24 protein-coding genes are annotated in these 25,851 nt (G+C 50.4%); 15 read left to right on the top strand and 9 right to left on the bottom strand.

The annotated features are described in order from the left end of the window. Positions 1-34: 34 nt before the first annotated feature. From ACNI23_RS17315 to fdhF, 8 genes are all read right to left on the bottom strand, one after another. On the bottom strand, positions 35-199 hold the full coding sequence (locus ACNI23_RS17315) for a helix-turn-helix domain-containing protein (RefSeq protein ID WP_420250530.1): 165 nt from the start codon (positions 197-199) through the stop codon (positions 35-37). After that, the gene (locus ACNI23_RS17310; protein ID WP_420250529.1) at positions 148-1,053 is read right to left on the bottom strand and encodes a sigma 54-interacting transcriptional regulator; all 906 of its coding nucleotides are present in this window, start codon (positions 1,051-1,053) and stop codon (positions 148-150) included. The genes ACNI23_RS17315 and ACNI23_RS17310 overlap by 52 nt, the downstream gene beginning before the upstream one ends. A gap of 177 nt (positions 1,054-1,230) precedes the next feature. After that, positions 1,231-1,482, bottom strand: coding sequence for a response regulator (locus ACNI23_RS17305; protein WP_420250528.1), 252 nt, complete (start codon positions 1,480-1,482; stop codon positions 1,231-1,233). Next, on the bottom strand, positions 1,457-2,599 hold the full coding sequence (locus ACNI23_RS17300; RefSeq protein WP_420250527.1) for a PAS domain-containing sensor histidine kinase: 1,143 nt from the start codon (positions 2,597-2,599) through the stop codon (positions 1,457-1,459). The genes ACNI23_RS17305 and ACNI23_RS17300 overlap by 26 nt, the downstream gene beginning before the upstream one ends. A gap of 112 nt (positions 2,600-2,711) precedes the next feature. Then, positions 2,712-3,221: a 4Fe-4S dicluster domain-containing protein gene (locus ACNI23_RS17295; protein WP_420250526.1), complete on the bottom strand. Its 510-nt coding sequence runs from the start codon at positions 3,219-3,221 to the stop codon at positions 2,712-2,714. Positions 3,222-3,223: 2 nt separating this feature from the next. Further along, on the bottom strand, positions 3,224-4,612 hold the full coding sequence (locus ACNI23_RS17290) for a [Fe-Fe] hydrogenase large subunit C-terminal domain-containing protein (RefSeq protein WP_420250525.1): 1,389 nt from the start codon (positions 4,610-4,612) through the stop codon (positions 3,224-3,226). Then, complete coding sequence (locus ACNI23_RS17285) at positions 4,612-5,214, bottom strand: 4Fe-4S dicluster domain-containing protein (protein WP_420250524.1); 603 nt, start codon at positions 5,212-5,214, stop codon at positions 4,612-4,614. Before ACNI23_RS17285 ends, ACNI23_RS17290 begins: the two co-directional genes overlap by 1 nt. After that, positions 5,199-7,316 carry a formate dehydrogenase subunit alpha gene (gene fdhF / locus ACNI23_RS17280; protein ID WP_490722702.1) on the bottom strand — a complete coding sequence of 706 codons (2,118 nt, stop codon included), beginning with the start codon at positions 7,314-7,316 and terminating at the stop codon, positions 5,199-5,201. The genes ACNI23_RS17285 and fdhF overlap by 16 nt, the downstream gene beginning before the upstream one ends. A gap of 277 nt (positions 7,317-7,593) precedes the next feature. On the opposite strand from fdhF, the gene ACNI23_RS17275 reads away from it, so the two are divergent. From ACNI23_RS17275 to ACNI23_RS17235, 9 genes are all read left to right on the top strand, one after another. Next, a complete protein-coding gene (locus ACNI23_RS17275; RefSeq protein WP_420250522.1) occupies positions 7,594-8,871 on the top strand; it encodes a diguanylate cyclase in 1,278 nt (425 codons plus the stop codon). A gap of 292 nt (positions 8,872-9,163) precedes the next feature. Next, entirely contained in the window at positions 9,164-9,841 is a 678-nt protein-coding gene (locus ACNI23_RS17270; RefSeq protein ID WP_012765952.1) for a FadR/GntR family transcriptional regulator, read from the top strand. Positions 9,842-9,860: 19 nt separating this feature from the next. Further along, positions 9,861-10,055: a hypothetical protein gene (locus ACNI23_RS17265; protein ID WP_420250521.1), complete on the top strand. Its 195-nt coding sequence runs from the start codon at positions 9,861-9,863 to the stop codon at positions 10,053-10,055. Positions 10,056-10,142: 87 nt separating this feature from the next. After that, positions 10,143-11,546, top strand: a complete 1,404-nt coding sequence (locus tag ACNI23_RS17260; protein WP_420250520.1) for a hypothetical protein — start codon at positions 10,143-10,145, stop codon at positions 11,544-11,546. A gap of 24 nt (positions 11,547-11,570) precedes the next feature. Next, entirely contained in the window at positions 11,571-12,740 is a 1,170-nt protein-coding gene (locus tag ACNI23_RS17255) for an MBL fold metallo-hydrolase (RefSeq protein WP_012765949.1), read from the top strand. Positions 12,741-12,811: 71 nt separating this feature from the next. Continuing rightward, on the top strand, positions 12,812-14,638 hold the full coding sequence (locus ACNI23_RS17250; protein WP_420250519.1) for a CobW family GTP-binding protein: 1,827 nt from the start codon (positions 12,812-12,814) through the stop codon (positions 14,636-14,638). Next, complete coding sequence (locus tag ACNI23_RS17245; RefSeq protein ID WP_420250518.1) at positions 14,635-15,225, top strand: MotA/TolQ/ExbB proton channel family protein; 591 nt, start codon at positions 14,635-14,637, stop codon at positions 15,223-15,225. The genes ACNI23_RS17250 and ACNI23_RS17245 overlap by 4 nt, the downstream gene beginning before the upstream one ends. 12 nt (positions 15,226-15,237) lie before the next feature. After that, positions 15,238-15,672 (top strand): ExbD/TolR family protein, encoded by a 435-nt coding sequence (locus tag ACNI23_RS17240; protein ID WP_420250517.1) that lies wholly within the window; start codon positions 15,238-15,240, stop codon positions 15,670-15,672. Then, entirely contained in the window at positions 15,669-16,196 is a 528-nt protein-coding gene (locus ACNI23_RS17235; RefSeq protein WP_420250516.1) for a TonB family protein, read from the top strand. Before ACNI23_RS17240 ends, ACNI23_RS17235 begins: the two co-directional genes overlap by 4 nt. Positions 16,197-16,231: 35 nt before the next feature. On the opposite strand, the gene ACNI23_RS17230 is transcribed toward ACNI23_RS17235, so the two are convergent. Beyond that, the gene (locus ACNI23_RS17230) at positions 16,232-17,521 is read right to left on the bottom strand and encodes an MBL fold metallo-hydrolase (RefSeq protein ID WP_420250515.1); all 1,290 of its coding nucleotides are present in this window, start codon (positions 17,519-17,521) and stop codon (positions 16,232-16,234) included. Positions 17,522-17,728: 207 nt separating this feature from the next. Between ACNI23_RS17230 and ACNI23_RS17225 the strand changes: the two genes are divergently transcribed. The 6 genes from ACNI23_RS17225 (at position 17,729) to ACNI23_RS17200 (ending at position 25,783) form a co-directional block, all read left to right on the top strand. Continuing rightward, positions 17,729-18,766: a LacI family DNA-binding transcriptional regulator gene (locus ACNI23_RS17225; RefSeq protein ID WP_420250514.1), complete on the top strand. Its 1,038-nt coding sequence runs from the start codon at positions 17,729-17,731 to the stop codon at positions 18,764-18,766. 66 nt (positions 18,767-18,832) lie between these two features. Then, on the top strand, positions 18,833-19,834 hold the full coding sequence (locus tag ACNI23_RS17220) for a C4-dicarboxylate TRAP transporter substrate-binding protein (protein WP_420250513.1): 1,002 nt from the start codon (positions 18,833-18,835) through the stop codon (positions 19,832-19,834). A gap of 59 nt (positions 19,835-19,893) precedes the next feature. Beyond that, positions 19,894-20,391 carry a TRAP transporter small permease gene (locus ACNI23_RS17215; protein WP_420250512.1) on the top strand — a complete coding sequence of 166 codons (498 nt, stop codon included), beginning with the start codon at positions 19,894-19,896 and terminating at the stop codon, positions 20,389-20,391. Between the two features lie 3 nt (positions 20,392-20,394). Further along, the gene (locus ACNI23_RS17210; RefSeq protein WP_420250511.1) at positions 20,395-21,675 is read left to right on the top strand and encodes a TRAP transporter large permease; all 1,281 of its coding nucleotides are present in this window, start codon (positions 20,395-20,397) and stop codon (positions 21,673-21,675) included. A 109-nt stretch (positions 21,676-21,784) separates the two neighbouring features. Next, the gene (locus ACNI23_RS17205) at positions 21,785-22,726 is read left to right on the top strand and encodes a glycerophosphodiester phosphodiesterase (RefSeq protein ID WP_420250510.1); all 942 of its coding nucleotides are present in this window, start codon (positions 21,785-21,787) and stop codon (positions 22,724-22,726) included. 60 nt (positions 22,727-22,786) lie between these two features. Beyond that, the gene (locus ACNI23_RS17200; RefSeq protein ID WP_420250509.1) at positions 22,787-25,783 is read left to right on the top strand and encodes a hypothetical protein; all 2,997 of its coding nucleotides are present in this window, start codon (positions 22,787-22,789) and stop codon (positions 25,781-25,783) included. Positions 25,784-25,851: the final 68 nt, after the last annotated feature.

Here is a 25,851-nt window from a genome sequence, read left to right as displayed (position 1 = left end):
AAAATCTCCGTTATCTAATCATTACGAAAGCTTTTTAACTTTCGTTTTGCTCTCTGGCCGCAAGCCGGTAATAAAGCATACGAATGGAAATCCCCAATCGCGCGGCGGCCTTGGTTTTATTGCCGCCGGTTGCAACCAGCGCAGCATCTATATCTTGTTCAGTAGGTCTTGATTTTTTAGACGGGTTTGTTTTCCGCATGGTGAAGTTCTTTCCTTTACGGAAGGACTCTTTTGCATGCCCCCGAAAAAACCGGCTAAATGTTGTGGTTGCAACACTTGCGCATCATGCATGACCGAAATCCATTCCATGGCATTCTTGAGCTCGCGCACATTTCCCGACCACGGTTTTTCCAACAGGAGAGCGGCTGCCTCGGGGCTGATATCAGCAAATGCCTTGCCCCGTTTTGCGGCAAAAGCTCTCAAAAACGAAAGAGCCAGAGGAACAATATCATCAGTACGTTCACGAAGTGGAGGAACGATTATACTGCCGACCCGTAAGCGGTAATAAAGATCACTACGGAAGAGCCCTTTTTCAATTCGTTCAGTCAGGTCGAGGTTGGTAGCGGCAATGATGCGTATATCGGTCTCGACCTTGGTCAGCCCGCCGACACGGTAAAAACTTTTATTCTCAATGACCCGCAGAAGCTTAGCCTGCAATTCAACCGGGATTTCGCCGATCTCGTCCAGAAAAAGAGTCCCGCCCTTAGCAAGATCAATCTTGCCCCGTGCGCCGCGGGTGGCACTTCCGGTAAAAGCCCCGGCCTCATAACCGAACAACTCGCTTTCAAAAAGATTCGCCGGAAGGGCGGCACAGTTGATGTCCACAAAAGGTCGCGGCGAACGGGAACTATCCTCACCGTAATGGATCAGCTTGGCTACGATAGCCTTGCCGACTCCGGTCTCTCCCTGAATAAGCACGGGCAGATCACGATCTTCATGGTAAAGACGGGCCTGACTGACCACCTCCCACATGGCCTCGGAAAAGAAACCGATATTATCCAGTCCGGCCTGCTGAGCAAACTGCTGGCGCAACTGCGATAATTCAGCACGCACACCACTGGTAACTTCGGCAACAACTCTTCAAAATGATCCGTCAGCTTTTCATTCTCCCGCAGAAGGGACTGATGTTCAGCCACTCGATCCAGCACCGCGGCAAGTTCTTCCAGATTAATGGGCTTGGTGAGGTAATCGTAGGCCCCGGCCCGCAAAGCACCTATGGCAAGTTCAAGGTCAGCGTGCCCCGTGTAAAGAACCACTCCGGCGCAGTGGTAAATGAAAGCCCCTTGATATCACGCACCAGCTCATTCCGGTTCTTCCCGGCATCTGGATATCTGAAAGGACCATTTCAAAATCATGGTTGCGACATATATTGAGAGCGGAAACAGCCTCTGCGCTAGGTGTGACGGCATGCCCAAGAAGGGTCAGGTATTCGGCAAGAGAATCACGGGTAGGAGCATCATCGTCTACGAGTAAAATACGCATTATCTTTAGGCTCCTCCCGATCTGCGGCGGGCAGTATTACCCGCAGTAATGCCCCGCCTTCGGGACGGTTCTCCGCAATGACCGACCCGCCTGCGGATTGCACAATTGTGCGTACGATAGACAACCCCAGTCCCATGGAAGAGCCCGGAGATTTCGTTGAGAAAAACGGTTCAAAAAGCTCATCCGCCAATTTCGGATCAAATCCCGGACCGTTATCAGCCACACTCAGCTCCACGGAGTCAGAACCTTGAGATACAACACGGATGGAAATTGTTTTCGGGCAGTAGTCGCAGGTTTCCAGAGCCTGCATCGCATTGGCAACAAGGTTCATGACCAGCTCTTCAAACCTGATTGAGGTCCCGACCACAAGCTTGATTTCAGGATCTACGGTAAGCTCCAATCCAATACCTCTGGCAACCATCTGGGCTCTCATCAGGGATAGCGCAGACTCCACCGCCTTTCCGAGATTGCAGAGTTCACCTGCCACCGTCTGGTTATTCCGCAAGTGCTCGCGCAGATGGTTGACGATGGAATCAATGCGGTCCACCTGTCCGGCAATATTCTGCAAAATACGGACAATTTTCTTATCCGGATTCTCGGAACGGTCCGCCAGCAGCAAAGCAGATGCGGCAAGCAAACGTATTGCATTCAGCGGCTGATTGATTTCATGGGCTATGCCTCCCCCGACAACGGCGAAAGTAGTAACCCTGCTGGCCCGTGCCATGGCGGAGCGTGCTTCTTCCAAAGTAGCCTCTGCCTGCCGCTGAGCCGTAACGTCGCGGCCTACCGACTGATATTCAACAACATTCCCATCATCATCAAAAATTGCCCGAGTCACATACTGCACATAATGAACCTCTCCGGCAGCGTCAGTAAAACTTGGTTCAGTGACGATTTCAGGATTCTCAGGTGTCAGTGAATAAAGCATACGGACAATTCTCTCGCGTTCATCAGGATGCAAAAGTTCCTGAAAATGAGACGAAAGCAACTCGTCGGCACTCATGCCGTAGAATCGGCAAAAAGCACTGTTTACGAAGGTCAGCTTCCCGTCTGGACGGAAACGCCGGATAAGCTCCGTCTGGTCCTCGACCACGCTTCGATATATGGAATCTGTCATAGTAATGTGCCCCACGCTTTTGCCGAATTTATTTCACCTTCAGCGGGACCAAAGGGGAAGCCCCCCTTTAGAATCCCTGACTGTAATTACCTTGAGGTAACTGAGATTTTAATTAGCCCAAAGCCATGAGCCGCGCATTTTCCCGCCGCTTATTCGCTGAAAATTTTTTCAAAGACTCGCTGGAAAAAACACTCAGTGCCCCGGCCGGACACACGGACACACAGGCAGGATTATCGCGATGCCCCTCGCAAAGATCACACTTATGAGCTACCGGAGCTTCACATTCAGCATTGATTATGCCGACCTGCATGGCTCCGAAAGGACAAGCCGCCAGACAAGCCTTGCAGCCGAAACAACGTTCGGCATCTATTACCACCGACTTTCCGCTGTAACCGATGGCTCCCACCGGACAGGCAGCGGCACAGGGTGCATCTTCACACTGCCGGCACTGGATCGGTGCGGTAACACCGGACTCGCGCACAACAGAAATACGCGGGCTGAAAGGAAGGCCGTTTTCCATGGCCTGCCCCATATCAGCTTTCATATGGGCGTCAACGCAGGCGATCTCGCAAGCACGGCAACCTATGCAACGTGAAGGCACAGCCAGAACAAAAGCATTCATGACTAATGTCCCCCGCTCTCGGTTCCGTAGTGGGTGTGCAAAAGCTCATGTGACCTGTGTCCGAGAGGTTCACCCAAATATTTATCATACAAAACCGTAACTGCCTCATTTTTGTGTGAAGCACGGACCGGAAGTTCCTTATCATGACGATGCAAACCGCCACGACGCTTGGCAATCACCTCGTCACGGTCAATTCCGGGCAGAAGTTTCGGCTGGCCCCCTCCGGCAACACAACCTCCGGGGCAGCACATGACTTCCATGAAATCAAAATCTGCCTTTCCGGCACGGACATCTTCAAGAAGAGGTGCGGCATTAGCCAGACCGGAAACAATCACTGCGCGGACAGTCTTCCCGGCAACATCTATGGATGCCCTGCGGATGCCCTCTCCTGCCGGAGAAAATACGACCCCGCTCTCACAGACATCCTTACCGCTGGTAACGGCAATTGCTGTGCGCAAAGCAGCCTCCATGACTCCCCCGGTGGCTCCGAAGATAACCCCGGCCCCGGAATAGAGGCCCATAGGTACGTCAAAATCCTCTTCAGGAATTTCGGCAAGATTGATGCCTTTCGCCTTCAACATGGCGGCAAGTTCGGTAACGGTAAGCACTGCATCCACGTCCGGCTGTCCGCTTGACTGCATTTCAGGACGGGCGGCCTCGTGCTTTTTAGCTGTGCAGGGCATAACCGCAACACTGGCGATTGACTCCGCACCGACTCCGGCGATTTCTGCCCCGTAAGTTTTGAAGAGCGCGCCAGCCATCTGCTGCGGTGATTTACAGCTGGAAAGATGATCGGTCAGGTCAGGCCATGCGGTCTCCATGTAGCGTACCCAACCGGGACAGCAGGAAGTGAACATGGGCAGCGGACCGCCGGACTTAATCCGGTCCAGCAGCTCCGAAGACTCTTCCATGATGGTTACATCCGCTGCGAAAATTGTATCGTAGACAGCATCGAAACCAAGACGGCGCAGGGAAGCCGCAAGCTGTCCCGGAGTCAGGGTTCCCGGAGCAAGACCGTATTCTTCAGCAATGGAAGTACGTACTGCCGGAGCACACTGAACCATTGATTTCTTAGCCGGATCAGCAAGCAGTTCCGCAACTCTTTTGGTATCATTGCGAAAATGAGCGGCGAAAAGAGGTGCTGTATCATCGCCATCAAGACCGCGCTCTCTGCGCATGGCCGGAATTTCATCCGCCGCATCGTCAAAAGGAGAAACAAATGCGGAACAGGTCAATACGCACTGACCGCAGATAACACATTTAGAGATATCGATGGTCTGGGCTTCACCTTCAGCACCGACAATAGCATTTACAGGGCAGACTTCGGCGCAACGGCGGCAACCGGTACAGATAGCGGGATCAATTGCCACTACTTGAGAAAAATTCATCATTACATTTCCTCCCCGGGTCTTACTTCAGATCTGGCTCCGACTCCGGCAAGGGCCAATGCAGCTTCTATATTGCGGCGTTTCTTAATTTTCATGGGATCAATCAAAGTCAAAGCATCCTTGGAACAGGCTTCCACGCAGGCCGGACCTTCTTCACGTTCGTGGCAGAGGTCGCACTTGCTGGCTAAAAGTGCGGGTTCAATAATGTAGGAATCAGGATTCTGCGGATCAACGACCCTACGTAGGGCAGGACGGCCATCTTTCCAGATCTGGGCCATTTCCATAGCGCCAAAAGGACAGGCAGCAAGGCAGGTCTTACAACCAACGCAATGAGCTTCATCCACCTGCACACCGGAATCAGTGCGCTGGATAGCACCATTGGGACAGACTGCGGCGCAGGGTGCATCCTCGCAATGACGACAGCCTACCGGGACACAGACTTCTTCTGCGCGGATCAGGTAAAGACGGGGAGAAAGCGAGCCCTGCAAGCTTCCCACAGAAACACCGCCCTGCAAGTGAGCAGCAGCGCAGGCCAGTTCACAGGCCCGGCAACCGATGCACTTTGCAGCATTGGCAAGGACAAAAGGGCTTAAACGTGATGACATGAAATTTCTTCCTTTATGAATGCGGAAACCTGTGCGTCTACTGACTGCTCAGGCTCCTTAAATTTGCGGATGGAAACAGCGCAGACTTTCAGCTGCGGAGTTCCGGTAACCGGGTCAGCTGCCGAAGTAGTCAGCAGGTTGGCCGGACTTTCAGAAAAGTGAAAAGTCATAAAGACCAGCCCACGCCGGACCCGTTTGGTAACCCATGCCCGCGCCTTGACTGTTCCCCGGCGGGAGCTGATTTCCAACAGTTCACCATCCTCTACACCGTATGCTGCGGCATCAGCAGGATGAATCTCCACCAGCTCTTCCGGCCACGTACCTTGCAAACCGAAACAACGGCGGGTCATAGTGGCAGTGTGATAATGAGCAACTACCCTTCCAGTGGTCAGGGTCAACGGATACTGCGCATCAGGCAATTCCGCAGGCTCGCGATGTTCAAGCGGCACGAATTTACCGGGACCGCGCATGCAGCCCCCCACGTGCAGAATTGGAGTTCCCGGATGTTTTTCATCAGGACAGGGCCATTGAATACCGCCAGCCTCCAGACGTTCATAACTTATGCCTGCATGGGTCGGGGTCAACGCCCGCATTTCATCAAAAACCTCGCTGGCATTTGCATACTCTTCAGTACGTCCCAGCAACCGCAGCAACTCAGCCAGAATTTCCCAATCCGGACGGCTCTGCCCGATGGGGTCTACGGCCTTGCGGACACGCTGCACGCGCCGCTCTGTACTGGTGAAAGTTCCGTCCTTCTCGGCAAAACTGGCTCCGGGCAGGACAACATCAGCCAGCGCGGCTGTTTCGGTAAGGAAAAGGTCCTGAACAACAAGAAAATCAACGTGACGCAGGCAATGTTCCACATGATTGATATCCGGGTCGCTGCGCATAGGGTTTTCGCCGAAGACAAAGAGTCCCTTAAGGCGATCTTCTTCAACAGCATGCAACATCTTGGGAATGGTCAGCCCCGGTTCAGCAGGAAGCTTTACTCCCCAGCCGGATTCAAATGTCCCCCGCACCGCATCATCAGTAACCGGACGATATCCGGTCAGTACGTTAGGCAGGGCTCCCATATCACATGAACCCTGTACGTTGTTCTGACCACGCAACGGGTTCACACCAGTCTTAGGCCGCCCGATATTTCCGCTGACCAGTGCAAGGTTGGAAACAGCAAGAACATTATTGGTTCCGGTAGTGTGCTGGGTCACGCCCATTGTGTAGTAGAAGGCAGCATTGGCTGACTTTCCGATAAGCCGCGCGGCTTTGCGTATATCAGACGCAGGAACTTCAGCGATGGCAGCAACACTTTCAGGATCGAAAGCCTGCAATCCTTCCCGGAAAGCTGCAAAATCTTCGGTAGCTGCAGCAACGGCTTCAACGTCAGCGAGCCCTTCATCCAGAATGACCTTGGCAATGGAAGAAAGCAGCGCAGTATCTGTGCCCGGACGCAATCTGAGCCAGACATCGGCCTGACGTGCAAGGTCGATCTCGCGGGGATCAATGACAATCAATCCGGCGCCGTTGCGTTTGGCCTCCATCATGCCGATACCGATGATGGGATGGCATTCGGTAGTATTGGTCCCGATGGCGCAAACACAATCTCCCCTTCCCATGTCCCAGAGCTCGCGGATGGAGTTGGTCATGGAACCGCTTCCTAATGATGTAGCCAGACCGGCTACAGTGGGAGCGTGTCAGAGCCGTGCGCAATGGTCGACATTGTTGCTGCCGAACCCTGTGCGAAAAATTTTCTGGAAAAGGTAGTTCTCTTCATTGGTACAGCGGGCACTGCTGAAACCGCCCACAGCCTGCGGACCATGCTCAGAAACAATGGAGCTTAAGCGGCTTGCCACAAGACCCAACGCCTCATCCCATGAAGCAGGAACCAGCTCGCCGTTCTTGCGTATCAGCGGAGTAGTCAGCCGGTCGCTATGATGAACAAAATCGAATCCGAAGCGTCCCTTCGAGCACAATGCGCCCTGATTGACTGATGGTTCCGGTCCGGGAGAAACACTGACAATGCGCCCCTCCTCTACTTCCAAAGAAAGAGAGCAGCCGGCACCGCAGTAAGGACATGTTGTAGTTGTACGTTGCATGCGGCCCATTTAGCATAAGACATGCCATAAACCAATCACAGGACAATAAACCATAACATACTGAAAAAATAGCTTTTACATGCTAAAACAAAGAAACTCTCGCGAAAAATGCTATTTTTGCACACTTAAATTGCATGCAATCATGCAAAAATTGCATGCAATTCATACTTTGGGAATCCCCGGTTAATCTGGCTGGACCAATAGAAACATGTTTGCCAAGACAGTAATTGAAGGTATAAACGGGCTATCTTTTTATCTATAGAAGCCAATATTAATAAGGATCAGAATGCCTACTCATACCAATGGATGCGAGAAAATATTCACTGACTTTGAAAAACATTTCTCGAGCTACTTAAACCAACTTCCCGCCATCATTTGGCGAATTGATATTGTAGAAAATGAAATCTCTTTTCTTAATTCCTACATAATACCAACCGACAATCAAAAAGTAAGATCCGTCCTCCAAAACCCGCAACTCGCCCGCGATATGATCCTGAGCGAAGACTGGGAAAAATTCCAGAACAGCCTGCAGCAGGTAAGGAACCGCATACCGACCAGTTGCGTTTTCCGTATGCGCCTGAACAAAAACTCGACCAGATGGTTCAGGCTCGGGGCCATTCCCGATCCCCTGCATCAGACTTGCTCCGTCGGTATGCTGATGGATATTTCCGGGCAGGTTGATGAAATCCTGACCACGGAAGGCAGGCCGAATCTCGCTACCAAAATTGATCTTATTGATGATCCGGTCTTGTTCGTTCGTTTTTCCGATCGATCCGTATGTGCTGCAAACAATGCCGCCGGAGCTCTGCTGAAATATGAACGGCAGGAACTGCTCTCCATGAACTTTCAGGATCTCTTCCGCCACAACACAGATACAGACCTGCATAAATTATATGAAGGTCTTATCTTTTCAGACCGCTGGAATGGCAAACTATCTGTTACGGACAGCATGGGTAAAAATCACGAATGCTCAATCCGCATCCAGAGTATTTCGCGTAACGGCGAGAACCTTCTCTGGATCACTATGGATCACCGTAATGACTGTCAGGCATGCAAAGGCATCCCGGTCCGGGGCAACGAAACCGTTCCTTCAGGGGCAGCAGTCAAGGAAATGAATAAATGCAGCAGCATTGAATGTTTGCTGGAAACCATACTGCAAGCGCTGCCCTTCGGATCCCCGACGGATGCGATCATGCTTTCCCGTATATTCATTGACCAAAACAAGGTCGAAGTTACTGCTGCAGGAGAGCCTTTTGCCGGATTGGATGAAAACCGCACCCATCCCTACGAAGGTTCAATTGCCGAAAACATCGTCCGCTTCAACCTTAAGAATCATGTGGTGATGGAAACATCCAAAAGCATCAAACCTATCGACTGGGCCTTATTCATTCCCCACGGAATACGTTCATATTATGCCCAGCCTTTCTACGAAAACGAGACCCTGACCAATGTGCTGATATTCTGCTCAACAAAAACGCACAGCTATGACCCTGATGCAGCTCCCCCGCTTCACGAACTTCACGATAAGTTCATTGAAACCTTAGGCCACTGCATCAATAAATAGCTGCATATCTGGTCCAACCAGACAGCCAAAATCTACCACACAGCGCGATGAGATTGTTTCTCATCGCGCTTTTTTTATTTCTAAAACAAAACCACTGCACCCACAACAAAAACACAATATTTTAAGTACTTATACAGCAAAAGATCGAGCCTAGCATATTTGGCTTTCACATCTGGTTGGACCAGTTTAAGTGCTTATTTTCACAAAGCACCTTGTGCTCAAAAAAAACGGACCATAAAACCTCTTCAAGTGAAGAGCGGATCAATTAACCCTCAAACTGGTTGGACCAGATATGGCATCAACACAACGACCAATCCTTTGTCAGAAAATTACTGCAATGCTGCAAGGCAAATCCTTCTCCATCGGGGACCGACTTCCCGGAGAAAGACGGCTTGCAGAAATGTTTAAAACCAGCCGCAACACGGTAAGGGAAGCCCTCTGCAACCTTGAAAGCATGGGCTATCTCGAAATCCGTGAAAAAAGCGGCTGCTACCTGAAAAACAAGGAAGGCTGCATCAGCTGGGAAATGCTGCGCAAGCGCAAAAGCATCGAGGCAAGCCGCCAACTGGTCGAGACCCTTTATCTGGTCGTTCCCGGTCTTGTGCGCACTGAAACACTGCGCCTTTCCCCGGCCGACATCACCGAGCTGGAAACCGCAACATCAAGACTGGGCGAAGCCATTGTGAACTTCGACCTGTCGATGATCAGCCGGGTATACATCTCATTCTTCCGGTCTCTGGCGGAAGTCTCCAACAACGGCTACCTGATCCTCCTGCTGAAGGAACTGGAACTTGCGGCCAAGAATCTGGAGCATGCCGGAACAGGATTATCTGAGGTGCAGATTGATTCACTATTCGCTTACCACGTTGAATTATTCAATGCCCTGAAAACCGGCCAACCGGAACAAGCTGAAAAACTGGCAAAATACTGCCTTCAGACTTTCAGCCAGATGGTTCTGCCGGACAGCTAAAAACAGGCAGGGAATAATTATGAACCGCAGAGAATTTTTCAGCCGTTTCGTCTCACCAAAGCGTCAGCGCGACAGACAAAAGGGACCAGTTCAAGAACATGAGAAGTCTGAAAAGACTCCCCTGACAGAAAAAGAACTGTTCCTGCTCGCAATGGCGAAGGGAATCGATCCGGCTACTGTTACGCCCGGGCAATTGGAGGAACTGGTTTCCTGACGGAAACCTGTAAACAGACGTTATACGAGCACAGTTGGGATACGGGGACTGATCATCCCCCCGGCGTACTCACAAAGGAGTAGTCACATGGACAACAGTAGTGTCAGCTACCTTGAGAGTCGGAAGTTGGTGAAACGCTGGAATGGACCGATTCCGGCCTTAGTCAACACGATTATCATTTTTGCTTTCTTTTATTTAACATGGTGGATTTTTCAGGACCCCCGCGGAATCATGCGCATGTACACCCCTTATGTCGGGTACATGGTCTGCCGCTGGTTGCTGATCCTCTTTATCTGGCTTGCTTACATTTTTGATTTCTGGCCGTTCAAACGCTCATGGCTTCAGAAAACGCACCCGCTGGTTAAAGGCTCCGTCCTGACTCTGGTCAGTGTTGCGGCCATGATCCTGCTCATCAAGGGCTTCTTCATTGAAATCCTCGGAAACTTCGGGATTGCATACTTTAACCCTGCACGCCTTGAGTCAATGGGCTTAACCGATTTCTACGCAATCGAATATGCAGCAGAAGCAATCATGATGTTCGCGGCAATCGCATCATGGCTTTCCCCCAGCTGGGTTGTAGCCTGCGAAAATGCACCGTGGCAGAAACTGAAGCAGCCGGCGCGAGGCATCACCATCGTGCTCGTAACCTTCTTCTTCAGTATGATTGTCTATTTCCTGACCATGCATTCCCACATGGCGATCCTCTTCTACCCCTGGCAGAAATTTACCGCCATCTGCCCGCCCTATTGGGAAGAGTTTGCCAACACAGTTTCCGGTAACTTCCATATCGCATGGATCATGTGCGGAACCGTTGTTGTCTGGCTCTACGAAGGTATCTGGGAACGCTATCCCTTCAACCTGATCAAAAACGACGTACTGCGCCGCACCGCATCATTCTTCGGTATCATCGGTATCGCATTTGCCCTGTGTTTCTTCCTGTACTACGCGCAGGACCTTGTCTGGGGTGAAACCATCCGCGGAACCCGCCGTCTCATGGCTCCTGACTGGCGCTGGCTGCACGTTGGTGAAATGGCTATTTTCTGGCTCGTTCCCAGCTTGTACCTGACCTTCTACTGCGGAAACTGGCCCACTAAATTCAGCCGTCCTGTCAACGTGTGCATCCGCACCCTGTTGACCGCTGTTATGGCTGTTGTGGTCTACGTGGTCTACTACAAGACCTCCCACCTTTTCCTCGGAACCCAGAAAGGCTTCTCCCATCCCCAGCAGTTCCCCATGATCCCCATGATCTGGCTGATCAACATCTTCCTGATCAACGTATGGTTCATGGACGGCTGGCCGGGCTGGAAAGCTGTGCCCAAAACTGAGGCAGAGCTTGAAGAGGTCAAGGAAGAAATGGTCGCGAGTGATGTTAAATGGACTCCGGGTGTAGCTAAAGGGCTCTTCATCGGTCTTGCTGCCGGGGTGCTGTTCTACTTCGCAATCATCAACATCCTGCCCTGGGTAAGCGCAAACTTCACCATCATCAAGTAAGCGTACGGAACAAGGAGCTAAATTATGAGCAATGAGAAAAAGAATATAAGCAGACGTGATTTCGTCAAAGGCGCGGCAACAGGGCTTGTGGCCGGTGCCATCGCCGGAATGGGTATGTATTCATACACCCCGATGGCTTATGACCGTCTTCCAAAAACACAGCGCAAACTGAACGATTTCGGTGCCTGCCGCAGTGTTCGCGTAACCAATATCTCTGAAACAAGCTGGTTCAACAACTCCCACCTCATCGGGGATATCCACGAAGCGGGCGGATTGCTGGTTAACCAGTACACCCTGAACTGGGCCCCTTTCGGAAACGGTAAGGGTTCCGCTCAAGGTTCTTACAAAGATGGTATCAACTCCATCAAGGACCTGCTGCCCCACGATCTGGAAAAGGCATGGGAAATCCAGAAAAAACTGTCCCTGCACCCGGATAACCCCGGCGGATACTCCTGCCTTATCGAGGTGGAGGAACTGGATGGGACCATGCACAAATACCTGCTGGATACCGGATGGTCCTACGAATGGATGAATGACAGCTTCAAGCGGGAAGGCATCGATAAGATGCTGAAAGAACAGCAGATCGAAGCCCTGTTCATCTCCCATGAGCACTGGGACCACTTCTGGGGCCTGCCTGTAACCCTTAAATATGACAACCGCATTCCCCTCTACCTGCATGACGGCTTCTACGAAGAAGGTCTGCAATATGTGAAAGACTGCGGCTACAAAGGCGATTTAAAAATCGCAGACAAGCCCATCACCCCCATTATTCCGGGAATGGCCCTGCTCAAGTTTGATGTGCCCATCATCAACCGTGTCTTCGGTGAGACTTCCCTCGCCTTCAACGTAAAGGGCCACGGTCTGGTACTGATCTCCGGCTGCTGCCATCAGGGAATCCTCAAGTTTGCAGACTTTGCCTATGCCAACCTGAAATATGACAACGACAAATTCTACGGAATTTACGGCGGCCTGCACATCTCACCCTTTGAGGACTGGGACCCCAAATACGATGACCTCGTAATCTCCCTCGGCGAATGGGGCTTCGAGCGTATCGGCTGCAACCACTGCACCGGACATCTCACTGCCAAGAAATTCATTGAAGCCGGTTATCCGGTGGTACGCGGAACAGCGCGCTTCCGCTCCGCATCCAAGGACTATCTCGGCAACGGCGATAAGATTAACTTCGGCTGTTAAGGCCTGAACAACCATATCCAAACTGTCCGGCCCTGACCTCCGGGCCGGGCAGTTCATAAAGGGTGTCTATCATGAACCTTTCCGCAATTCTCCCTCCCCGCCGGGGCAGCAACCACCAGATCAACATGCCGGATGTCTTGGTCAACTGCCTGCTGGTAGCCTGCCAACATGATGAATTCAAACGACTGCTGGGCTGGAAAGGCATGGCTGTGTGCCCAAAGGGCAAAAAAGCATGGACCATGAAACTGCGCACCCATCCGGGGGTATTCGGAATTTGCACTGAAGATGAATATGCAAATGACACAGGATTCTTTGCATCATTGGGCCTGTATTACTTCCCTGAAGAAAATGAAGAACTGTTGGAATCCATGTCACTGGCAGCCAATATTTCAGCAGTGCAGGAAGACTACATTCAATCCATCCGCCGATTTTCATCAGACGAAAACTGGGCGGCTCCTTTTCGCATTGCAACCGTAATTAACGGGCTGAATAAAGAGGAAAACTGTTTCACTCTTAAACTTTCCGCCGACCAAACAAAAGTCAGCATTTCTCAGGACGGAATTGCGACTCAAGACGGCCAATGGATCATCAATCCCGGCGAGATTGAGGAGAACATCCCTGCGCACTCCATAGCTATAGATTTCCTGCTTGTGCTTGCAGCAGCGGTATCCAACAGCCTTGAAGTCCCGCCCTGCGGATTTTACAGGACCGAAGCTCAGGGCCATGCCACTATCTACGATTCCATGGGCAATAAATTTCCGAGCAGCCATGAAATCACCCACATCACTGATGCCCTGAATTGGGGGGAACGCGAGGCAGCCACTAGTCTCGCGTTCCCGCAAATTCCCGACTTCTGCGCCCAAGGTCATGCGGAAACAAGAAAAGAGCTGCCTGCCCCTCTTGCTGATGCTCTTTTCTGGGAAACCCATGACCTCGCTGCCGTTGAAGTTGAAGGAAACCACAATTATGCCTTTGACAAACGCCCGAGCCTTATCGTGCTCAGCGGCTTCCTCGGAGCAGGAAAGACGACCTTTTTGAATCAACTGCTGGAATACCATGCTTCACGGGATGAACTGGTTGCCATTATCCAGAATGAAATAGGCCAGACCGGCGTAGACGGAAAACTTCTTGAAGGTGATGATTCCATTGTGGAATTGGATGAAGGCTGCGTCTGCTGTACACTGGCCGGAAACCTGTCCAAAGGCATTGAGCAGCTTAAGACCCGCTTCAATCCCAAAGTAATTGTCCTTGAGACAACCGGACTGGCCAACCCCTTTAATATTCTCAATGAAATAGAAACCCTGCGTCCGCTGGTCCGGCTGGATTCTGTGACAACACTGGTGGATACTGAAAACGGCCCACAATTGCTTGCCGACAGTGATATCGCCCGTAATCAGGTCAAGGCGGCAGATGTCATCATTCTCAATAAATGCGACCTCGTCTCACAGGAAGAACAGGAATCTCTGGCAAAACTCCTCACCACACTGAATAAACGTGCCTTGCTGGTCAACACAATTAACAGTGCGATTAATCCCGGAACCATATATGATTCCGACCCCCGAACACACCACATCGGAGGGATTTCGCTTTGTCCCCTTACACCACCCCAGCATACGCACGCTATGGAAGGGTTCACCTCCCGACGTTTTGCCTTCAACAAACCCTTGAGTCGTGAAGATCTTAATTACCTTATGACCTCACTCCCGAAAGAGGTCTTCAGGCTCAAGGGAATTGTGAAAGTATCCGGTAACAACGCCCCTGAAGTAGTTCAATACGTGTCAGGAAGATATGAATTATCAAGCTTCAGCGGGGAATTTGATGATGACGGATTCCTCGTTGCCATCGGCAGAGACATGGGGCTGGAAATTCTTGAAAAACTTGAACGGAATTACTCATGAATATTCTACAACAGGGCGGCCTCATTATGTGGCCGCTCTTTATTCTTTCGATTGCTTCCTTAGCGGTCATGGGGGAACGATTTTTTGTTTTCAGCACCAACCGGTTCCCCAAAGCTGAACGGCTTGACGAGCTAGTGAATCTGGCCCGTCAGCATAAAAACGAAAAAATCCTAAATTTGGTAGAAGAGACTTCGCCCCTCTACCTTAAGATTTTCAATGCTCTTTTCAGCCCGCTCCCGGACAGGGAGAAAAAACATGAAGTCCAGTTGGCCGGGGAGGAAATCCTCTTTTCACTCAACCGCCGTCTGGATTTTCTGGCAACAGTAGCCACCGCCGCACCGCTTATCGGGCTCTTAGGTACCGTCCTCGGTATGATCAAAGCTTTTTCACGGCTTTCAGCCTCTGGAAACGTCGACATTACCATGCTTGCCGGAGGAATATGGCAGGCCCTGCTGACCACCGCCGCAGGGTTGAGTGTTGCCATTCCGGCTCTCATCGCCCACCGCTGGTTCTGTCGTCAGCACGAAAAGGCTGCCTATGCCATGCAGCATACCGCAAACATGCTGCTGGAAATTCAAAAAGATTAGAGCCTTGCAGCTATGATTTCTTTCACCAAATCCACCCTCAAACCGGCCAGTCCGGACCTTACTCCCCTGCTGGATGTTGTTTTCATCCTCTTGATCTTCTTCGTGGTCTCAACTGTTTATACCGCCAAAGGCATGAACATGGACCTGCCCCCGGCCGAAACATCGAAACCGGTTTCCGGGAAATCATTGGAGATAGAACTCAAAGAAGACGGGGAAATCCTTTGCAATATGCAGTCGGTAACCCTTCATGAACTGGCTCATGAATTGCGCACCGTGGCAAGGAAACCATCTGCCATGCAGCCCGAAAACATCCTGCTCAAATCCGTTCCGCAGGCTCGGGTGGAAAACTTTATCCGTATTGTCGACATTGTTCGAAGCGAAGGATTCAGCAATCTGGTAATCGTCACAGCGAACAAAAAGGAAGACAGCGGCAGGAAGTCCAGATGACTTCACAGCAGCTTACATGTTCCTGCATTGCAGTCTCTATCATCGTTCATCTCTGGCTGGTAAATTTTGAATGGATTTCCGAGCCGGAAGCGGGCGACACTCAGATCGCAATACCTGTAAATTTCGATGTTCCCCCTATCCGATCAGCCGACAAAACTGCGCTCGGACAACAAGTTGCGGACAGCAGTAATGAAAAACAGGCCGAAGAGCAGGCTAGAAAATTAGAACGTCTGGCCAGAAAATGTTATCTGGTGAAGGTCCGTGAAGCAGTGGAACAACGTAAATTTCTTCCGGGCAATGGGGACCTTTCCGGGCTTATCGGCAATGTTCAATATTCCTTTCACATCCGCAAAGACGACTCCTTTACCTACATCAGGTTGATTCGTTCCTCAGGTAATCCCCTTCTGGACACAGCCGCAGGCAGAGCCGTTGCCGCAGCAAGCGGGGTAGTCAAAAGACCCGGCATACTCCGCGGACAGTCCTTTAACATACGCATTACCGTTAAATATCAACGCAATATGTGAATATTTATAAGCAAATGAGCAGACACCATCCACGATTAATCAAGTACATAACATCTCCCCTCTTCAGCCAGAGGGAAAGGACTGTTCGCCAGAAAAGGGCAATGATATCCGAGCACTTTGCCTTCTATTTTACTTTGCAAAGACTCGACCTGTTTCCAGTGGGTATGCACACTGTCCGGATTATCAAATTCTATTTCATGAAAAACCAGATCACAGGATGCAAACCATCCGGCTTCAAGCTCAGGACGGTTCAGGATTTGGTTGATCTCCTCGTCGTACTTCGTGTCCCCGGAATAGCCGAAACTGCTGCCTCCGGCAGAGATTTTAAGACCGATAGTCCCATAAGGCAGAATATGATGATTCCAGCGGCTGTCTATTTGAATTGGACCTAATTGCAAAGAAGTTCCGGGTTTTAATGAGAAGACCTCCACCTGACCTTTCATATCTGGAAAAAGCGGGGAGTAAAGATCTGCCAGCACCCGAAAGACGTTGTCGGCAAGAATCAGCTTCAACTTCCGGTTATACTTACGTGCACGATACATGCAGGCAGTGAAACCCTGTACATGATCTTCATGATTATGGGTAAATAGACAGTGAGTAACATCATCCCAATGTATACCGTAACGGGCGAGAGTCTGGGCCGGATATCCGCAGGGATCTATCCAGATTACATATTCACCGTAGCGCACAATGGTATTGGCGACCGTTCCGTAAACCCCGTTTCCGCAGCCGATAGGAATAACTTCTAAATTTTCCCGGACTTTGCCGTCTCTGGGGATATCTTCCAGCAAAGCCTCTATTTCCTTATCGGGATGGACACCGGAAGCAAGCGAGTTGCGATCATATAAAACAGTTCCATCATCAGAAACAACTACATTGCCGCCTTCGAAGCAGATTTCCAGAGAGCCCTTGCGGTAAAAGGGATCGGCAATATCGTGATTAAACCATTTGCAGAGCCAATCCTTGCGAACTACCTTGATGTTTTCATCATCAAAAAAGTACGGAAAAATAGACTCAAGATTACCGTGCAGCAGCTCAACATCCCGCTTAAGACCCACGTATTCCTTGAGAATCCCACCTCTGATTTGAGCCTGCCATAGTACGAATTCCTCTCCGGTGCGGCTGTCACCTGCAAGAGAAACTTCCCACGGGGTCACTACAACGATTTCCTCACGAAAACCGTGCTCGGTAACGAATTTTGCTACATCAGGCATACTGCCGACCCGCACTGTTCCTGCTGAAGTGCTCACAAGATCAACATACATCCCGCAGTATTCAATACGCTGAACCTGTTCTGTCAGCTTTCGTAAGGTACTGGTAGTCATCCGATATTCCCTTCACTCACAATGTATATGTTTACATTTAAATGACACAAGCGAGATCATTATGTCACTTCAAACTGTTAACTTTCCATATCTTCAAAACTAAAAACTTAATAAAAACAAGCTAAAATTTCATTATTCAGCAATCTGTTGACATAATTGTTATCAAGCTGATAGAAAAATGTAAACGTTTACATGGTGAGGTTGTCTGTGAGTACTATTCGTGATGTTGCCCGCTTAGCGCAAGTTTCCACCGCCACGGTGTCCCGGGTTATCAATTCCCCGGATTCCGTGCGAGAGAAAACCCGTGAGAAAGTTCTGCGGGCCATGAAGATGTGCAACTACAAATACAATGCCCTCGCACGCGGCTTTGCCACCAAAAAGTCCAACACCATCGGACTGATAATTCCCAACATCAACAACCCCGTCTTTGCCGAATCCACTCTTGGGGTTCAGGAATATGCCGAAGAAAAACAAATCAAAGTAATCCTCGGCAACACATCCTACAAAATATCACAGGAAGAAAGCCTGATCAAAGCTCTGCGCGAAAGTCAGGTGGACGGACTGATCATCACCACGACCAATCCCAAAGGCGAAATAATCAAATCTCTTACAGATGAGGGGATTCCATTTGTGCTGCTCTTCAGCACGGTCAAAAACGGCCCTGTTTCTGCTGTCGGAGTTGATAACTATCGCGGCGGATACGTTGCCACTGAACACCTTATTTCCCTCGGGCACCGCAGAATAGGTATGATCGCGGGTAGCTTTACCGTGACAGACAGATCTTACCACCGCTGGCACGGATATCGCCAATGCCTCAAGGATCACGGTCTTCCCTACGACAAAGACCTGCTGGTCCAGACCGAGTACTCCCTTTCAGGGGGACGGGACTCGATCAAACAGCTCCTTAAACATGACTCTCCGCCCAGCGCGGTTTTCTGTTCTAATGACTACATTGCCCTGGGAGCAATCAAAGGTGCGCGTGAAGCCGGACTGTCCCTACCCGAAGACCTGTCCATAGTGGGCTTTGATGACATGCCGACGGCATCATACATGGTACCGGCCCTGACGACTATCCGTCAGCCCGCTTATGAGATGGGCAGACGCGCCTGTGAACTTCTGCTGCAAAAGATGGATAATCCGGAAAAACCGGAACAACATATGATGGAGACCAAACTGATTGTCCGCGAATCTACTGCCGCCGTCCAATATGACACGGAAGCAGAGGATGGCGGGGACAGACAGTAGCAAAAGGATTACTGCAATTGTTGCTGTAATTCTGATAAGTAAGGAACCTTTAGGAGGAAGAGTAAAATGAGCTTCAAGAAAACCTTTTCCGTGCTTTGTGCAGGAGCTGTTCTGATCCTGTCCATGAGCACAATTTGTATGGCGGACGACTACAAACTGACCCTGAAACTGAGCCACGTTTTCAGCCCCGCTGAGCAGCTTTCCAAATCCATGGATGCTGTGGCCGAGTCCATCTACGAAAAAACCGACGGTGCAATCAACATCCAGACTTTTCCGCAGGCACAGCTGCCCGCATACAAGGAAGGCGTGGAGCAGGTTGTTCGCGGAGCTAAATTCATCTCCGTTGAAGACCCCTCTTTCATCGGTGACTATGTTCCCGATTTCAAGGCTCTTTACGCTCCCATGCTTTACCGCAGCTTTGACGAGTACGTTAACCTGACCCAGTCCGACCTCGTTAAAAAAATGCAGGCTGAAGCTGAAAAACAGGGCATCAAAATTCTTGCTCTCGACTACATCTACGGTTTCCGTAACCTGATCACCCAGAAAGTCATCAAGACTCCTGCTGATCTCAAAGGTATGAAAATCCGTACTCCCGGTTCCAAATCCTACATCGACACCCTCACCGCCATGGGCGCTGTTGCTACTCCCCTGCCTTGGGGCGAAACCCTCTCCGCAGTACAGCAGGGCGTTGTTGACGGCCTCGAAGGTTCCGAATTCACCAACATCGGCACCAAAGTCTACGAAGGCCCGACCAAGAACGTAGCCAACACCCGCCACATCCTCGGAACTTGCGGTGTGTACATCTCCACCAAGGTTTGGAGTGAAATTCCTGCCAAGTACCAGAAAATCATTCAGGATGAATTCACCAACGGTGCAAACCACATGGTTAACCTGCTCAAATCCCAGCACGGTGGTGTTGTTAAGGAGCTGGAATCCTACGGTGTAAAGTTCAACGAAGTTGACGGCGACGCTTTCCGCGCTGCTCTCAAGCCTCTCTACAAAGAACAGAAAGGTATGACTCCCGGTATCTACCAGTCTATCTTCAAAGAACTCGACGCAATGAGATAAACAATTAATTCAGGGCATGGGAGCCTGTGCTCCCGTGCCCTGCTTTTTGGTGGTGAATAATGTCTACTACAGCATCCAAATTTCTATTTAAAAATTTCGACCTTATCATCAGCGGTTTTTTCCTTTGCATTACCGTTGGGGTGGTCATCATCAATGTCGGGCTGCGCTATCTTTTTCAGGGCGGGCTTTTCTGGGCCGAAGAAGTGGCTACAACCGCATTCATCTGGTCCGTTTTCGTTGGTTCCGCTGCTGCATACCGCTACAAAATGCACATCGGCATTGACATGATCAGCAAGGTCGGTCCCCACATCTGGCGCAAATTCATTGCTGTGGTCATCGACCTGCTGATGCTCATCATCAACGGCTACATTGTCTATCTCAGCATTCTTTACATTCAGGCAAACAAGCTGAAACGCACACCTGTTCTCGACATTCCCGCCATTTACGTGAACCTGGCACTTACGGTCGGTTTCTCCCTGATGGCTGTCTACGCACTGGCTTTCCTGTATCAGGATCTAGGAAAACTTTTCGGCAAACAGGCAGAAGAAGGAGAATAAACCATGCTTACATTTCCCGTAACCATTGTAATGGCGCTGTATTTTACCAGCATTCCCATTGCCTTTGCCCTTTTGGCCGCAGGTCTCGCATATTTCACTTTCGGTGATGTTGGCACACCGCCGGACCTGATCCTGCAGAAGTTCATCACATCCACCGCTTCCTTTCCTTTACTGGCCATTCCGTTTTTCATCATGGCCGGTGAGATCATGAACTTCTCAGGAATCAGTGCCAGCCTCATGAAAATGGCGGAAGTACTGACCGGACACCTGCGCGGCGGGCTGGCTCAGGTTAACGTTCTGCTCTCCACACTCATGGGCGGCATCTCCGGTTCTGCCAATGCGGACGCAGCAATGCAGTCCAAGATCATCGTCCCGCAGATGACCAAGCGCGGCTACAGTGCGCCTTTTGCCACAGCCATCACCGCCGCATCATCCGCAATTGCGCCGGTAATCCCTCCGGGCATCAACCTGATCATCTACGCTCTCATTGCACAGGTATCCGTGGCCAAGATGTTTATCGGCGGCTACACTCCGGGCATACTCATGTGCCTCGGCCTGATGCTCACCGTACATTTCATCGCCCGCAAAAGAGACTACAAGCCTTCCCGTGAAAAAATGGCCACCGGCAAGGAAATCTTAGCCCAGTTCCGTGAATCCATATGGGGCCTGCTCCTGCCTTTGGGCATCATTGCCGGTATCCGTTTCGGTGTATTCACTCCCACCGAAGCCGGAGCTATGGCTGTACTTTTCTGCATCATCATCGGAGCTTTCCTCTACAAAAAGCTCAGATGGGAACATTTTCCCATCATCATGAAAAACACCATTCTGGGCACCAGTTCGGTCATGCTGATTATTATCGCTGCATCAGTTTTCGGGCAGTACATGAGCTGGGAACGAATCCCCCATCAGCTGACCAAGGCGATTCTGGCTATATCCGATTCCCCTTGGTTAATTCTGGTAGTCATCAACTTCCTGCTCCTCGTGCTCGGTATGTTCCTTGAGGGCGGCGCACTGCTGATTATTGTTGCTCCGCTTCTGGTTCCGCTGGTTAAAGGAATGGGGATCGACCTGATTCACTTCGGCCTGATTATGATCGTAAACATCATGATCGGAGGCATCACACCGCCCTTCGGATCGATGATGTTCACGACATGTGCCATTACCGGATCGACGGTGGGCGAATTCTGTCGTGAAATATGGCCCTTTATTCTGGCTCTGCTGGCGGTGCTGGTAATTGTTACCTACATGCCTGCGGTAGTTATGTTCCTGCCCAATTTGATATAGAATAGATATGATGCGCTCTCGCGCTTTTGATAGGTGATTTCGCCTCCGGTGGCCAAAGGGGATAATCCCCTTTGGAATCCCTATTAGATTAATACGGAGATTTACAGACATGATGTTGATAGGACACCGGGGTTGCAAGTACCCAGGATACAACCAGAACACCATTCGTGCTTTTGAAAAAGTAACTTCCGAAGGTGTTCCGGCCATTGAATTTGATGTGCAGCTCAGTTCCGACAAAGAGCTGGTAGTCGTCCACAACCTTGACCTTGAAGAGGTTTCCACTGGCAGGGGTGAGGTATCCAGCACAGATTCCGCTACCCTGAAATCCCTCTTTGCCGGTGACCCAACACAAGGCGAAGACCGTATTCCATTTCTTGCGGAAGTATTCGACTTCTTTGCCTCATGTGCTGAGGATAGCCGTCCTTCCATCCATATGGAACTGAAGGGCAACAATACCGGAAGACAGGCCGGAGAACTCTTTAATGAGTATGTTGCTGCCGGCAAACTCAACATGTCCGATCTGCTGGTCAGCTCCTTCAACTGGGAGGAACTGAAAGCTCTGCGCGAAGTATGCCCCGAAGCCAAGATTGCCCTGCTTGATGGAGCAATCCGCCGCAATCTGCTGCTGAAAAAGACCGGGCCGGAAGCAGAGAAATACTTTGCCGAGCTTTTCGCATATGGCAATGAAGACTACATGCTCCCGCGTTTTCCTGCCTTGACGGAAAATCTGGTACTTCTTGATAAAATCTGTGAAGATCTAGAGATCCACAGCCTTCTTAAGCAGGAGCTGAAGGATTGCCTCGACGGTCGCTACTACACTGACGAATTGCTGGATAATGCCACAGCAATGAATGCCACTTCAGTGAACCTCTGGTACCGGACCATTGTGCCGGAATTCATTGAAAAAGCACATGCACGCAATCTTGCTGTCTTTGTTTATACCGCCAACCAGCCTGAAGAATGGAAAGCTCTTGCAAAAGCAGGAGTTGACGGAATCTTCACTGATTTTTATGCGGAGGCCGCACGCACGCTGACTGATTATAAAATTTAACCGATATGGGGTCAGGCACGGGGCTTTCGGCTTCCGCCGACCCCGAACCAACTCCATGCTATGACCAGAATATCTTCTCTTTTCTTCGATAAACTCGACTATCAGCTGCTGCAGATTGTTGATGACGTCCTCAAGCGCGGTAATAGATCCCGCGCTTTCCGCTCCCTTTTTGTTGAATACATGCATCCTCACGGGATTAAGGAAATGGCCGCCCCGCAAGGGTTGCGTATTGCTTATGCCGTAATCAGCCTGCTGGGCAGCTTTGAAAACGGCATGGCTCATGACCGCCTGAAAGCCTTGCGTTCCCTGCGCGATGAAGTATTTCTCTCTTCTTCCGGATTTTACCGTAAAAATACCGCCCGGGTGCTGCTGCAGATCATGAAAAAACTGGTCCGCCCCGGTAACAGTGAACTTAGCAGGCTTAAGCTGGCCCATGATTTCCGAATGGTTTCAGCGGGAAATCCACGCAAGATCAGAAAAGAGCTGGCTAAATATCATCTGGTTGAAATGCCCGAGGAGTGGAATCAGTACGCTTTTGACGATCATGTTCACGATGCCAACACCAAAGGCCGCAAATCCCCTACCCACCTAATCATGGATGCATGGATTAAAGGCATCCGCGAAATTACTGTTGTTTACTACAACTACGTGCGGCCGCAGGTTATTGAAGAACTGCTTGAAGCAGGCAACATACTTGATATTAAAGTCCATGTAGGCATTGAACTCTCTGCACGCTTCCGTAATAAATTCATCCGCTTCACATGGGAACCCAATGTCCTTTCCGACACGACCTCTTTCCAAAAATTTATGGAAAAGGAGCGTGTTATTGAACTCTTTGAAGAAGGAAGAGAGGTTTCACGTTACCAGCAAAAGTACGTTTTTGACGTACTAAATGAGTTTAACAGCAGACACCGTAATGACATTGGTAACCAGCTGGATTTAAAACTTCCCGTGCTGGATCAGGATGAATTCCTCGGTTTCGTAGGAACGGGTCAGCCTTCAATCCTGCATCTTGGGCGATTCATCCACAATAAACTCGCAATATATGCCGAGGATAAGGAGGAGACCAAACTCACTCCTGAGCAAAAAGAATTGCTCCGTACTCTGACCGTACGAATCATCATTGATGAATATCTGGCCCCGGCAAAGAATCCGCAGCTGCATGACCCTGCTGAACCGCATAAAGATACCGAACTTCCGGAACTGCTGCGCTGTAATATCAATGAGTTGATGACCCGTTTGCTGCGTCTTCACTCCAGTTCAAAATTCACCCTCAATCTTGCCAACCTCACCGCTCAGGATACTCTGGAACTGCTCTACGACGGTGGCGGCATGATCACCCATATTGAAGCCTATAACCTTAAGGATGTCTGCGTAGAGGAACAAAGAACCCAACTCACCGGACAGGAAAAACATTACAAACTCATCGGCAGATTACAAAAAGCTCTCAATGAAGATAGCGTTATCACACTTAAAAGCGCCATCCGTGAGATTATTTATGACTACGATGACCAGCTTGAAAAAATACAAGCTGACTCTGAAGCAGAAGCTTTCAAAGCCATGCAAAAGCGCAAGCCGGAGCTTGTTGCCATCCTGTCAGACCTTGAAAAATTTCATACTATCTACCGCAAGCGCAGCCTGAGATCCCACATAGGATCAGGATCTACAGGACAGGCAGAGCACAGACACGGCATGGGCTTTGTGGTTTTAGACACTCTCCCGGTCCGGGCACGCAAACCCTTTTATCGCAACAGTTGCGGTGAAGGGTGCAACCGTATTCCGGTGAGTGCCCTGATGACCAAGAGCGTCAATAGCAAGGTGGGCCTCAGCCGCCGGGAATTATCGCGACTTCCTGAAGACAAAGCCGGACGTCAGGTAAAATGGACCCTCGATTCCCTCAAGATACACGCAGGCAAACCGGGTAATATTGGTACATTGGGCGGACTGAATATCCAGCCCGACAACAGTGCTGACGGCAGACAGGATGCAGATTCACTGGGCAATTCATGGAATTACCTGAATACGAACATCAAGAATACCGCCAAGGTCCTGCTGGGGTTTATACCCGCTTTCCTGACCTTCTTCCTGACCAAGGACTGGTGGCTGCTGTCATATTTCGGTGCGGTAATCTGGTTTGCCATCACCGGATCACGCAACATAATCCAGTCGGTGCTCGGCGGCGGGGGATTGCGTCGTTCTCCTCTTTTACCGTGGAACTCACTAGTCAGCTGGAGCCGTATTTCAGACTCCCTGCTTTATACCGGATTCAGCGTTCCGCTGCTGGACTATCTGGTCAAAACCCTGCTGCTGGATAACACCTTCGGGGTGACCACTTCAACCAACCCCATACTTCTCTACTCAGTAATGGGACTGGCCAACGGCATATACCTCTCCAGCCATAACGCCATCCGTGGACTGCCCAAAGGGGCAACTGTCGGCAACTTTTTCAGGTCCATTCTTGCCATTCCCGTCGCGGTAGCCTTAAGCGGACTGATCGGAGCCCTGCTGGGTATGGCCGGTATACCGGACGCTACCGGAATACTCCAGAAATGGGCGGCGATCATTTCCAAATTCGCATCGGACGGTGTTGCAGCCTTTATCGAAGGGATTGCCGACAGGCAGGCCAACATCAAAGCCAGAATTGCCGGCTATAAAATGAAAATTACGCAGTTATTCTCGGTCTTCTCGAAGTTGGATCTCATGTTCCCGGAAGAGGATGTACTTGAGATGCTGCAAAGTCCGAAAATCATGATGCGAACCCTGAGCAAAGAAGCAAGAGACTTGGAAAAGCTGATCATCGTAAACGCTCTTGATCTTATGTATTTCTGGCTTTACCAACCGCGATCACGCAAAGCATTATCCGCAGTCCTGCAAAGCATGTCCCGCGAGGAATGGTTGATTTTCTACCGCTCACAGCTGATCCTGAAGCGGCACAAGGAAATCAGTCAGGTCTTTGTGGACGGATTAGTAGGTAAGGATTTTTCCAAAGCCCTTTCCTTCTATCTGGATCAGTCGCCGCAATACCTTGCAGACATGGAAAAACTGGGACAAAAATAGGGATTGCTCCATTGAGATGTCCTCAATGGCAGCCCAAAAACACGCATAAGAAAGGGTTAACTCAAAAA

The organism is Maridesulfovibrio pacificus (SeqCode) (assembly GCF_048612815.1).
Taxonomy (GTDB): domain Bacteria; phylum Desulfobacterota; class Desulfovibrionia; order Desulfovibrionales; family Desulfovibrionaceae; genus Maridesulfovibrio; species Maridesulfovibrio pacificus.
This window is presented reverse-complemented; position numbering and strand designations above follow the sequence as displayed.